6 protein-coding genes and 2 pseudogenes are annotated in these 12,409 nt (G+C 61.5%); 3 read left to right on the top strand and 5 right to left on the bottom strand.

Annotated features, from left to right (window positions below):
* Nucleotides 1–45: 45 nt before the first annotated feature.
* The 3 genes and pseudogenes from HBO41_RS13295 to HBO41_RS29830 all read right to left on the bottom strand — a co-directional run.
* Complete coding sequence (locus tag HBO41_RS13295) at nt 46–1,788, bottom strand: potassium/proton antiporter (protein WP_169986567.1); 1,743 nt, start codon at nt 1,786–1,788, stop codon at nt 46–48.
* A 261-nt stretch (nt 1,789–2,049) separates the two neighbouring features.
* Nucleotides 2,050–2,649: pseudogene (locus tag HBO41_RS29835) on the bottom strand (methyl-accepting chemotaxis protein); the annotation flags it as partial.
* A 303-nt stretch (nt 2,650–2,952) separates the two neighbouring features.
* Nucleotides 2,953–3,609 (bottom strand): annotated as a pseudogene (locus tag HBO41_RS29830) (MCP four helix bundle domain-containing protein); the annotation flags it as partial.
* 343 nt (nt 3,610–3,952) lie between these two features.
* Between HBO41_RS29830 and HBO41_RS13285 the strand changes: the two are divergent.
* Together HBO41_RS13285 and HBO41_RS13280 are read left to right on the top strand one after the other, a co-directional pair.
* On the top strand, nt 3,953–4,183 hold the full coding sequence (locus tag HBO41_RS13285) for a hypothetical protein (protein ID WP_017138532.1): 231 nt from the start codon (nt 3,953–3,955) through the stop codon (nt 4,181–4,183).
* Nucleotides 4,180–4,473, top strand: coding sequence for a cell division protein ZapA (locus tag HBO41_RS13280; protein ID WP_017138531.1), 294 nt, complete (start codon nt 4,180–4,182; stop codon nt 4,471–4,473). Before HBO41_RS13285 ends, HBO41_RS13280 begins: the two co-directional genes overlap by 4 nt.
* Here the strand turns inward: HBO41_RS13280 and HBO41_RS13275 are convergent.
* Together HBO41_RS13275 and putA are read right to left on the bottom strand one after the other, a co-directional pair.
* On the bottom strand, nt 4,470–6,272 hold the full coding sequence (locus tag HBO41_RS13275) for an acyl-CoA dehydrogenase (RefSeq protein ID WP_169986563.1): 1,803 nt from the start codon (nt 6,270–6,272) through the stop codon (nt 4,470–4,472). The genes HBO41_RS13280 and HBO41_RS13275 overlap by 4 nt on opposite strands.
* 210 nt (nt 6,273–6,482) lie before the next feature.
* Entirely contained in the window at nt 6,483–10,436 is a 3,954-nt protein-coding gene (gene putA, locus HBO41_RS13270; protein WP_017138529.1) for a trifunctional transcriptional regulator/proline dehydrogenase/L-glutamate gamma-semialdehyde dehydrogenase, read from the bottom strand.
* Between the two features lie 460 nt (nt 10,437–10,896).
* Between putA and putP the strand changes: the two genes are divergently transcribed.
* Nucleotides 10,897–12,381, top strand: coding sequence for a sodium/proline symporter PutP (putP, locus tag HBO41_RS13265; RefSeq protein WP_017138528.1), 1,485 nt, complete (start codon nt 10,897–10,899; stop codon nt 12,379–12,381).
* Nucleotides 12,382–12,409: the final 28 nt, after the last annotated feature.

The raw sequence follows: 12,409 nt of genomic DNA, 5'->3' as shown, positions 1-12,409 counted from the left end.
GAGCAAGGTAAAGAGGCTGGTGGCGTGGCGCCATAGCCTCGCAGTTTAGAGGAAGAGTCCAGGGCCTGGACGACTTCCTTCGGGGAATTTGACGCCGACTTTTCCGATCTTGTTCCCGTCCATGACCGCGACGGTCCAGATTGTGTTGTTCCACTCCACCTGGTCGCCGACGATGGGCGCGCCGCCGACCTTCTGGGTGATGAAGCTGCTGAGCGGCATATCCGGGTCGATGCCGTCGAGCTTAAGCCCGTACAGGGCGGAGACCGCGCCCAGCTGGGCGTCGCCTTCGAGCACGAAATCGCCGAAGAAACGCAGGTCGAGGCCGCGTTGCGGCGCCTGGCTGAACAGTTTGCCGAGGGCCGGCAGGTTGTGTTCGTGGCCGATCACGCAGAGTAAATCGTCGACTTCCAGCACCGTACTACCCGACGGATGGAGCAGTTGCTGGCCACGGAACAGTGCGGCGATGCGTGTGCCTTCGGGCATTTTCAGCTCGCGCAGGGCGGCGCCGATGCACCATTTTTCCGCGCCCAGGCGGTAGACGAACAGCTCCCACTCGCTGGTGACGTGCACTTCCAGCGCGGCGCGGGAGATGGGCGCCGGTTCCGGCGGCACGGTGACCTTCAGCAATTTGGCCACCCACGGCAGGCTGGTGCCTTGCACCAGCAGCGACACCAGCACAATAAAGAATGCCAGGTTGAAGTACAGCTGCGCGTGCGGCAGGCCGGCCATCAGCGGGAACACCGCCAGAATGATCGGCACCGCGCCGCGCAAGCCGACCCAGGCGATAAAGGCTTTTTCGCGGCCGTGGAAGGCCTTGAACGGCAGCAGGCCGACTATCACCGACAGCGGCCGCGCAAACAGGATCATCCACAGCGCCAGGCCCAGCGCCGGCAGGGCGATGGGCAGCAAGTCATGGGGTGTGACCAGCAGGCCCAGCACCAGGAACATGCCGATCTGTGCCAGCCACGCCATGCCATCGAGCATATGCAAAATGCCATGACGGCTGCGCACCGGGCGGTTGCCGATCACCAGCCCGCACAGGTACACGGCGAGGAAGCCGCTGCCGTGCAGGGCATTGGTCAGGGCGAACACCACCAGGCCACCGGCGATCACCAGGATCGGGTACAGGCCGGTGGCCAGGTTGATGCGGTTGACCATTTGCAGCATCAGCCAGCCACCGCCCAGGCCGACGATGCCGCCGATGCCGAATTCGCGAATCAGGTGAGCCAGCAAGCTCCAGTGCAGGCCGGTCTGGCCGCTGGCCAGCATGTCGATCAGGGTGACGGTGAGGAATACCGCCATCGGGTCGTTGCTGCCGGATTCGATTTCCAGGCTGGCGGTGACCCGCTCGTTCAGGCCCTTGCCGCCCAGCAGTGAGAACACGGCTGCGGCGTCCGTGGAGCCGACAATCGCGCCGATCAGCAAGCCTTGGATGATATTGAGGTCGAACAGCCAGGCCGCCGCCATGCCGGTGAGGCCGGTGGTGATCAACACCCCCACCGTGGCCAGCGACAACGCCGGCCAGAGTGCCACGCGAAAACTCGCCACCCGTGTGCGCAAACCGCCGTCGAGCAGGATGACGGCCAATGCGAGGTTGCCCACCAGGTACGCGGTTGGGTAGTTATCGAAGATGATGCCGCCGCCATCGACGCCGGCGGCCATGCCCACCGCCAGGATGATCACCAGAATCGGGATCCCTAAGCGCGAGGAAAGAGAACTCACCAGAATGCTCGCACCCACCAGCAACGCGCCGATCAAGAACAGGCTGTTGATGGTCGTTGCATTCAAAGGCAGTACTCCAGAGCGGGGAAGACGGGGCGCAAACTGACCATGCAGTCTGCGTGCCAGCGATTCTAACCTGTTGAATTGCTGTGCTGTCAAAAGATCGTTCCCACGCTCTGCGTGGGAATGCCTCGTTGGACGCTCTGCGTCCGCTGTCAATGTGTGAGCTGGCTTGCCTGCGATAGCGGTGTATCAGTCACTGGGGTTATTGACTGTTAGATTGCTATCGCAGGCAAGCCAGCTCCCACAAGGGATCACTGGTGTCAGTTAGAGCCTGAAGCGCCCCACCATCCCATTCAGGTCCACCGCCAAGCGCGACAACTCACTGCTCGCCGCACTGGTCTGGCTGGCACCCGTGGCCGACTGCACCGACAAATCACGAATATTCACCAGGTTACGGTCCACTTCCCGCGCCACTTGCGCCTGCTCTTCGGCCGCGCTGGCGATCACCAGGTTGCGTTCGTTGATCTCCACAATCGCAGTGTTGATGGTGTCCAGCGACATTCCCGCGCCTTTGGCGATGTTCAACGTCGACTCCGCACGTTCGGTGCTGTTGCGCATCGAATCCACCGCATGCTCGGTGCCGGCCTGAATGCTGCCGATCATCCGCTCGATCTCGCTGGTCGACTGCTGGGTGCGATGGGCCAGCGCGCGCACTTCATCGGCCACCACGGCAAACCCACGACCGGCTTCACCGGCGCGCGCCGCTTCAATCGCGGCGTTCAGGGCCAGCAGGTTGGTCTGGTCGGCCAGGCCGCGAATCACGTCGAGCACTTTGCCGATATCGCGGGACTCATTGGCCAGGTCGCCAATCAAGGTGGCGGTGGCTTGCACATCGCCGCTCATGCGCTCGATGGCGCTGACGGTTTCCTGCACCAGGTCACGGCCGTCACCGGCAGAGGTGGTGGCATTGCGCGAGGCTTCGGAGGTGCTCACCGCGTTGCGCGCGACTTCTTCAACGGCACTGGTCATCTCGTTGACGGCGGTGGCGGCTTGCTCGATTTCATTGTTCTGCTGGGTCAGGCCACGGGCACTTTCGTCGGTGACGGCATTCAGTTCTTCTGCCGCGGACGCAAGCTGGGTCGCGGAGCCAGCGATGCGTTGCAGGGTGTCGCGCAGCTTGTCCTGCATCTTGGCCATGGCAGCGAGCAGGCGGCCGGCTTCATCGTTGCCATCAACCTTGATCGGGCGTGTGAGGTTGCCTTCAGCGACTTCTTCGGCGGCTTCCAGGGCCTGGGCAATGGGCAGCGTGATGCTGCGGGTCAGCAGCCAGGCGAACAGCAAGGTCAGCGCCGTGGCAATGATCAGCAGGCCCACTACCAAGTCAAACGCCATGTCGTATTGGTCTTTGGCTTGCTGATTGGTGGCGTTGGCCATCTTGTTGTTGATGTCCAGCAGGCGTGTCAGCACTGTGTTGACTTGCTCGGAATTACTCAGTAATTCGGTGTTGAGCAAGGCGCGCAGCTCATCAATCTGGTTGGCGCGTGACAGGCTCTTCATGCGCTCCTCGATCTGATGGTACTGGCCGAGCAAACGTACGTATTCGTTGTAGGTGGCGCGCTCTTCGCTGCTTTCTATAAGTTTTTCGTAGACGCCTTGGGCGGCACGAATCTGCTGGTTGCGCAGCTCAAAGGCTTCCAGGGTTTTTTGCTGCACGTCCGGCTCGCGGTTGGTCAGCAGGCGGTACGACAGCACGCGCAGGCGCAGGGTCAGCTGGGTGAATTCGTCGAGGGCGCGAATGCTCGGCACGCTGGACTGGGTGATGTCTTCGGTGGCTGCGCGAATTTTGCTCATCTGGTTCAAGGCGAACACACCGAGAAACAACATCAGCGCGCCAATAAACGCAAAGCCAAGGAAAGCCCTCGGAGCGATATTCATATTACGAAGAGACATGCGGGAGTCCTGGGGAGAAGCGCGATCCGTGCGGCCATGAGACGAGGTGTGCATTGCGTATCGGCCATGCGACTAAAGTCTTAAGGGGGCGCGCGCTTTTGTCGCATCTGACGAGGGGTTGGACGGATTCAGGAACCAGATCGGGTAAATGCAGTCACTAAGGCTCGAAAGTGCGGCCCGGCCCTTAAAAAACGGGCTGCCTGCCGGGGATAACCCTGGCATCCGAGGTGAATTTTCTTTATCGTCACCGCCCTTTGAAAATGCCCGAGAAATCAAAATGTTAGAAGCATCCCTCAGCCAGCTTGAACAGCTGGTCACTGACCTCGTACAACAAAACCAAGACCTGCTCGGCAGCAATGAAGCCCTGAAGGCGGAACTGGCCCGCGCCAAGGATGAAAACGACAGCCTGCAACTGAACCTGATGGAACAGGAAGAAAAACATGGCGCCACCGCCGCGCGTATCCAGGCGCTGGTTGAGCGTGTGAGCGCAGGGCCTGTCGGCGCATGAATGAAGGGATAAAGGTCGTTTCGATTCTCGGAGAGGATTACTCGATCAAGGCGCCGCAAGGGGAGGATCAAACCCTGATGCACGCCGTGACCATGCTCAAGGCCTCCCTGGCCACCACCAAGAAAAAGTACCCGACCCTGATCGGTGACAAATTATTGGTACTGGCTGCGCTGAACCTGTGCGCCGAGCAGATCGACATGCAAAAGCATCACCAGCAGGAACTCGACCGTTACCAAGAGCAAGTCAGCGCCACGGTCGAAGTGATATCCAAGGCGATCGGAACGCCTTAGAACCACGCGTCCTGCATGCCCAGGCACGTGTCATCGCGTGCCTCCAGAATCGCCAGTTCATGATGGCAGCTCGGTACTTCCCAGGTCAGGAAGTACCGGGCGGCCTGGAGCTTGCCTTTATAAAAGGCCACATCGGCCGCATTCCCCTTGGCCAAACCTTCCTCGGCGCGAATCGCCTGCTCCAGCCAGCGCCAGCCAATCACCGTGTGCCCGAACACCTTCAAGTACAGTGCCGAGTTCGCCAGGCTGCTGTTGACCTTGCCGTGGGCGAGATCCGTCAGCAGGCCAATCGTCACGCTTTGCAGGCGGCTGACCAATTGCTCCAGCGGTTCGCGCAGGGCCGTCAGTGAGGCGTATTCCTGAGCCCGAGCGCCGGTTTCGGCGATCAGGCGGACCAGTTGCTTCAAGCCCGCGCCGCCGTTTTGCGCGAGCTTGCGCCCGAGCAAATCCAGGGACTGGATGCCGTGGGTGCCTTCATGGATCGGGTTCAGGCGGTTATCGCGGTAGTACTGCTCCACCGGGTATTCGCGGGTGTAGCCGTGGCCGCCGAGGATCTGGATCGCCAGTTCGTTGGCCTTGAGGCAGAACTCCGATGGCCAGGATTTGACGATGGGCGTGAGCAGGTCGAGCAGTTCGTGGGCGTGCTTGCGCTCGACTTCGGTTTCCAGCGTGGTGGTGTCGTCAAACAACCGAGCCGCGTACAGGCCCAGGTCGAAGGCACCTTCCACATAGGCTTTCTGGGTCAACAGCATGCGCTTGATATCGGCGTGCTGGATAATCGAAACCGGCGCGGTGCTCGGGTCTTTGCTGTCAGGCAGGCGACCTTGCGGGCGTTCGCGGGCGTATTCCAGTGAATAGAGGTAGCCGGCGTAACCCAGCATCACCGCACCCATGCCCACGCCGATGCGTGCCTCGTTCATCATCTGGAACATGCAACTCAAGCCCTGATGGGGTTTGCCCACCAGATAGCCGACGCAGTTGCCGTTATCGCCGAAGTTAAGCGCTGTGGACGTGGTGCCCCGCCAGCCCATCTTGTGAAACAGCCCGGCCAGCAGCACGTCGTTACGCGCGCCCAGGCTGCCATCCTCGTTGACCAGGAACTTGGGCACGATAAACAGCGAAATGCCCTTCACCCCAGGCGGCGCGTCCGGCAGCTTGGCCAGCACCATATGCACGATGTTTTCCGACAGCGGGTGGTCGCCGCCGGAGATGAAGATCTTGTTGCCCTTGAGTCGATACGTGCCGTCGGACGCAGGCTCTGCGCGGGTACGAATATCCGACAGCGACGAGCCGGCATGTGGCTCGGTGAGGGCCATGGTGCCGAAGAAGCGGCCTTCGATCATCGGCTGCAGGAAGCGCTGTTTTTGCGCCTCGGTGCCGAAGCTTTCGATCAGGTTGGCGGCGCCCATGGTCAGGAACGGGTAGGACGTTGACGCTGCGTTGGCCGACTGAAAGTGCGCGAAACAGGCTTGGGAGAGCAGGGTAGGCAACTGCATGCCCCCGGCTTCGAAACTGCGGGCAGCGTTCAGAAAGCCCGCTTGCAGAAAAGCGTCCACAGCGGGTTTGACTTCAGGGATCAGGATCGCCTGGCCATCTTCGTAGCGCGGTTCGTTCTCGTCATTTTTGCGGTTGTGCGGCGCGAAATACTTCTCGGCAATGCTGCGCGCCGTGCTGATGGCGGCGTCGAAGGTTTCACGGTTGTGCTCGGCAAACCGCTCGCGCTGGGTCAGGCCCTCGGCATCGAGGACTTCGTACAGCTCGAAAGCCAGATTGCGGGAACTGAGCAGCGTCTCGGACATGTCGGCTTACCTTTGAAGGGAATGGCCTGAGTCTAAGTGCGCGAATAAAGGCTGGATAGCAAGATTGATTTGCGTGATGGAGGGGCAGAACGCGGGCGAAAGGTTGGATGCGGTCAATGTGGGAGCTGGCTTGCCCGCGATGAGGCCGTGCCAGCTGACATCTAAGTCACTGGCCCACCGCTATCGCAGGCAAGCCAGCTCCCACATGAGTTAACCGATAGTCATCAGGCTCGCGTTACCACCCGCCGCAGCCGTGTTAACGCTCAACGCCCGCTCGATCACCAGGCGCTCCAGCGCAATCGCCGTCTCACCTTGCGACAAGCCGTGCACCCCGACAATCGCGCCACCGCGCTGCGCCACTTGCTGGCACACCGCACGCAGTTGGTCGGAATCACCGTGGTGCACAACGGCGTCGAACACCACCTCATCCTTGGTCCAGTCAGCCACACGCTTGATCTTCGCCTGAACTTCCCTCGGCAGGCGTGGGAACAAGGCTTTGGTCAGGTCAGTTTCCGGCCATACCGCCGAACCACCAACCGCCAATACCGCCGCCAGTTGCGTCAGCAGGTCGCCTTCCACTTCCGCCAGGCACAACACGTGCTCGCGGGGCAGGATGGCATAGCTGTTGCGCTCGCCGGTCGGGCCGGCCAGTTGGCGGGTGATACCGCTTTGCGACTGTGCGGCAAACTGGCTGCACAGGGCGCTCAGGTCACTGAACGTGTTGCTGTCGGCCCAGGTTTTCAGGGTGGTCAGCGGTTGGCTCATGGCGTCGCGCAGGCGCACGTCCGGTGCAGCCAGCTTGTCGCCGCGCACGAAGGATTGCTCGATGGCATCCGTAGGGCGAGTCGACAGCAGGCGGTACAGGTACAGCGGGCCGCCAGCTTTCGGGCCAGTGCCCGACAGGCCTTCGCCGCCAAACGGCTGCACGCCGACCACGGCACCGACGATGTTGCGGTTCACATAGACGTTACCGGCATGCACGTTGTCGATCACCTTGGCGATGGTCTCGTCGATGCGCGTGTGCACGCCCAGGGTCAGGCCGTAGCCGGAGGCATTGATCTGGCCGATAAGCTGGTCGATCTCTTTGCGCTTGTAGCGCACCACGTGCAGTACCGGGCCGAAGATCTCGCGTTGCAGTTCGTCGAAGCTTTCCAGCTCGATCAGGGTTGGCATCACGAAGGTGCCGCGCTTGATCTCTTCGCCGTCGGCGATCGCCACCTGGTACACGTTGCGGCCTTTGTCGCGCATGGCCTGGATGTGTTTCTCGATGCCGGCCTTGGCTTCGGCGTCGATCACCGGGCCGATATCCACCGACAGGCGCTCCGGGTTACCCAGGCGGCATTCAGCCATGGCGCCCTTGAGCATTTCGATCACGCGGTCTGCCGAATCTTCCTGCAGGCACAGTACGCGCAGGGCCGAGCAACGCTGGCCAGCGCTGTCGAAGGCCGAGGAAACGACGTCGATCACCACTTGTTCGGTGAGCGCCGAAGAATCGACGATCATCGCGTTCTGGCCACCGGTTTCGGCGATCAGCGGGATCGGGCGGCCCTGGGCATCCAGGCGACCGGCGACATTGCGTTGCAGCAGGCGCGCCACTTCGGTGGAACCGGTAAACATCACGCCTTTGACGCGATCATCACCGACCAGACGGGCACCGACGGTTTCGCCCTGGCCCGGCAGCAGTTGCAGCACGCCTTCCGGGATACCGGCTTCGAGCAGGATACGCACGGCCTGTGCGGCCACCAGTGGGGTTTGTTCGGCTGGCTTGGCCAGTACCGGGTTACCGGCGGCCAGTGCAGCGGCCACTTGACCGCTGAAGATTGCCAGCGGGAAGTTCCACGGGCTGATGCAGACCACTGGCCCGAGGGGGCGGTGGGCATCGTTGGTGAAATCGTTGCGCGCCTGCACCGCGTAGTAACGCAGGAAGTCCACGGCTTCGCGCACTTCGGCGATGGCGTTGGCGAAGGTTTTGCCGGCTTCACGGGCCAGCAGGCCCATCAGCGGCTGGATCTCGCCTTCCATCAAGTCGGCGGCGCGCTCCAGGATCGCGGCACGTTCGGCGGGCGGCGTGGCCTGCCAGATCGGGCCGGCGTTGATCGCGCACTGGATCGCATTGTCGACGTCTTCGACGGTGGCTTCCTGTACATGGCCCACCACATCACGCAGATCGGACGGGTTCAGCACCGCTGCAGCGGCTTCATTACTGGAAGCGCAGCCCAGCATCGGCGCGGCTTTCCAGTTGTTGTGCGCGGTGGCCAACAGTGCGCAAGACAGCGACGCCAAGCGATGTTCGTTGGCCAGGTCGATACCGGCCGAGTTGGCGCGGTCGCTGCCATACAGGTCACGCGGCAGCGGGATACGCGGGTGCGGCAGGCCGAAGCCGCCTTCCAGCGTGGCCATCTGCTCGATGTTGGCCACTGGGTCGGCCACCAGCTCCTGAATCGAAATGGTATGGTCGGCAATGCGGTTGACGAATGAGGTGTTGGCGCCGTTTTCCAGCAGGCGACGCACCAGGTACGCCAGCAATGTTTCGTGGGTGCCGACCGGAGCGTACACGCGGCACGGACGGTTCAGCTTGCCCTCGGAAACCTTGCCTACAACCTGCTCGTACAGCGGTTCGCCCATGCCGTGCAGGCACTGGAACTCGTACTGGCCGGGGTAATAGTTTTGACCGGCGATATGGTAAATGGCCGACAGCGTGTGGGCGTTGTGCGTGGCGAACTGCGGGTAGATGACTTCCGGCACCGACAGCAGTTTGCGTGCGCAGGCAATGTAGGAAACGTCGGTGTACACCTTGCGGGTGTACACCGGGTAGCCTTCCAGGCCTTCGACCTGGGCGCGTTTGATTTCGCTGTCCCAGTACGCGCCTTTTACCAGGCGGATCATCAGGCGATGGCGGCTGCGGCGTGCCAGGTCGATCACGTAGTCGATCACATACGGGCAACGCTTCTGGTAGGCCTGGATCACGAAGCCGATGCCGTTCCAGCCGGTCAGTTGCGGCTCGAAGCACAGGCGTTCCAGCAGGTCGAGCGACAGCTCCAGGCGGTCGGCCTCTTCGGCGTCGATGTTCAGGCCGATGTCGTATTGCTTGGCCAGCAAGGTCAGCGACAGCAGGCGCGGGTACAGCTCGTCCATCACGCGCTCGTACTGCGCACGGCTGTAACGCGGGTGCAGTGCCGAGAGTTTGATGGAGATGCCCGGGCCTTCATAAATCCCACGGCCGTGGGAGGCTTTGCCGATGGAGTGAATGGCTTGTTCGTACGAGGCCAGGTACTTCTGGGCGTCGTGTTCGGTCAGCGCGGCTTCACCGAGCATGTCGTAGGAATAGCGGAAACCCTTGGCTTCGAACTTGCTCGCATTGGCCAGGGCTTCGGCGATGGTTTCGCCGGTGACGAACTGCTCGCCCATCAGGCGCATGGCCATGTCGACGCCCTTGCGGATCATCGGCTCGCCGCTCTTGCCGATGATGCGGCTCAGGGACGAGGTCAAGCCCGCTTCGTTATGGGTGGCGACCAGTTTGCCGGTCAGCAGCAAGCCCCAGGTGGCCGCGTTAACGAACAGCGATGGGCTGTTGCCCAAGTGCGGCTGCCAGTTGCCGGTGCTGATCTTGTCGCGGATCAGCGCGTCGCGGGTGCCCTTGTCCGGGATGCGCAGCAGCGCTTCGGCCAGGCACATCAGCGCTACGCCTTCCTGGGACGACAGGGAGAATTCTTGCAGCAAGCCCTGAACAATACCGGCACGGCCGCCAGCGCTTTTTTGGTTGCGCAGTTTTTCGGCAATCGAGGCGGCCAGCTTGTTGGTGGCCTCGGCCATTGGCTGCGGCAGGCGCGCCTGCTCGATCAGCATCGGCACCACTTCCGGCTCCGGGCGGCGGTAAGCGGCGGTGATCGAGGCGCGCAATACCGATTGCGGCAGAATGCTTTCGGCAAACTCCAGGAAGCACTGGTGGGCGTGGTCAGGTTGCACTTCGCCGGCGTCTTCAGCGTCCTTGCTGCCCGAGCCATTGAGCTCGGTCAGGGTTGCACCACCCTCGAGTTTCTCCAGGTAATTGAAAATCGCCTGCTTGATCAGCCAGTGCGGCGTGCGATCAATGGAGGTCGCGGCCGCCTTGAGGCGTTCGCGGGTCGGGTCGTCGAGTTTGACCCCAAGGGTGGTCGTTGCCATCTTTTTATCCTCATGGGTGCCACTACCGAGTGGCATCTGCTGGCGGCAAGATTAGCTTTGCGCATGCAGAGGTGCAACCGGGTGCAACCCAAATTGTTCAGGAATTTTTCGATCGTGATCGGGAAAAATTCCGGCCCTCGACGGAATACGCTGCGTCTTGGTGCGTTTACTTCTAAAATCGGCTGTTCTTGCTCCGAAAAGGAGCAAAAACCCGGTATTTTCGCGAAAACATATCAAGGTGCAACTTAATCTCAAGAAACTGGTTGCACCTTATTTGCTTTGTTGAATAGCATTCGCGCCCAAGGTGCAACCACTCGCAAGGGTCGGTTCATCGGCTGGCGGCTTTCCTGGGGAAACGCCAGTCATAAATGCGCGGCTCGCCGTATCGTCTACCCGTTACCAATGGGTGGCCGTCTGCCAGACCGCTGCTACATAAAAACAAAGCCAGGGCGTCACTCCTATGAGCGTTAGCAATCCAACCCTGATCACATTCGTGATCTACATCGCAGCAATGGTGCTGATCGGCTTCATGGCCTATCGCTCCACCAACAACCTTTCTGATTACATCCTCGGCGGTCGCAGCCTCGGTAGCGTGGTCACGGCCTTGTCGGCCGGTGCCTCGGACATGAGCGGCTGGTTGCTGATGGGCTTGCCGGGCGCGATCTACATGTCCGGCCTGTCGGAAAGCTGGATTGCCATCGGCCTGATCGTCGGTGCCTACCTCAACTGGCTGTTCGTGGCCGGTCGCCTGCGGGTGCAGACCGAGCACAACGGCGACGCCCTGACGCTGCCGGATTACTTCTCCAGCCGTTTCGAAGATAAAAGCGGCCTGCTGCGGATCATCTCTGCGGTAGTGATCCTGGTGTTCTTCACCATCTACTGCGCGTCCGGCATCGTGGCGGGCGCCCGTCTGTTTGAAAGCACCTTCGGCATGTCCTACGAGACCGCGCTGTGGGCCGGTGCTGCGGCGACCATCGCCTACACCTTCGTGGGTGGCTTCCTGGCGGTCAGCTGGACCGACACTGTGCAAGCTACGCTGATGATCTTCGCGCTGATCCTCACGCCAATCATCGTGCTGCTGGCCACCGGTGGTGTCGACACCACGTTCCTGGCGATCGAAGCCAAGAACCCCGACAACTTCAACATGCTCAAAAACACCAGTTTCATCGGCATCATCTCGCTGATGGGCTGGGGCCTGGGTTACTTCGGCCAGCCGCATATCCTCGCGCGTTTCATGGCGGCGGATTCGGTGAAGTCGATCGCCAAGGCGCGTCGCATCTCCATGACCTGGATGATCCTGTGCCTCGCCGGCACCGTGGCGGTGGGCTTCTTCGGTATTGCTTACTTCTCCGCGCACCCGGAAGTGGCCGGTCCTGTCACCGAGAACCACGAGCGTGTGTTTATCGAGCTGGCCAAGCTGCTGTTCAACCCATGGATCGCGGGCGTGCTGCTGTCGGCCATCCTGGCGGCGGTGATGAGCACCCTGAGCTGCCAACTGTTGGTGTGCTCCAGCGCGCTGACCGAAGACTTCTACAAAACCTTCCTGCGCAAAAACGCCTCCCAGGTTGAGCTGGTGTGGGTGGGTCGCGCGATGGTGCTGTTGGTGGCCCTGATCGCCATCGCCATGGCCGCCAACCCGGACAACCGCGTACTGGGCCTGGTGAGCTACGCCTGGGCAGGCTTCGGCGCTGCGTTCGGCCCTGTGGTGCTGATCTCGGTGATCTGGAAAGGCATGACCCGTAACGGCGCACTGGCCGGTATTCTGGTCGGCGCGATCACCGTGATCGTGTGGAAGCACTTCAATCTGCTGGGCCTGTACGAAATCATCCCGGGCTTTATCTTCGCCAGCCTGGCGATCTATTTCGTGAGCAAGATGGGCGCACCGACTGCGGGTATGGTCGAGCGTTTTGATGCAGCGGAAAAAGACTACAACCTCAACAAGTAACTCGGTGGGCGGTAAGCGCCAATTGCGT

Source organism: Pseudomonas sp. WS 5146 (assembly GCF_012985495.1).
GTDB lineage: Bacteria > Pseudomonadota > Gammaproteobacteria > Pseudomonadales > Pseudomonadaceae > Aquipseudomonas > Aquipseudomonas edaphica.
This window is presented reverse-complemented; position numbering and strand designations above follow the sequence as displayed.

Coding starts and splice junctions, on each gene's coding strand:
- HBO41_RS13285 (WP_017138532.1), top strand. CDS start 3,953: ATGTTAGAAGCATCCCTCAGCCAGCTTGAACAGCTGGTCACTGACCTC.
- HBO41_RS13280 (WP_017138531.1), top strand. CDS start 4,180: ATGAATGAAGGGATAAAGGTCGTTTCGATTCTCGGAGAGGATTACTCG.
- HBO41_RS13275 (WP_169986563.1), bottom strand. CDS start 6,272: ATGTCCGAGACGCTGCTCAGTTCCCGCAATCTGGCTTTCGAGCTGTAC.
- putA (WP_017138529.1), bottom strand. CDS start 10,436: ATGGCAACGACCACCCTTGGGGTCAAACTCGACGACCCGACCCGCGAA.
- putP (WP_017138528.1), top strand. CDS start 10,897: ATGAGCGTTAGCAATCCAACCCTGATCACATTCGTGATCTACATCGCA.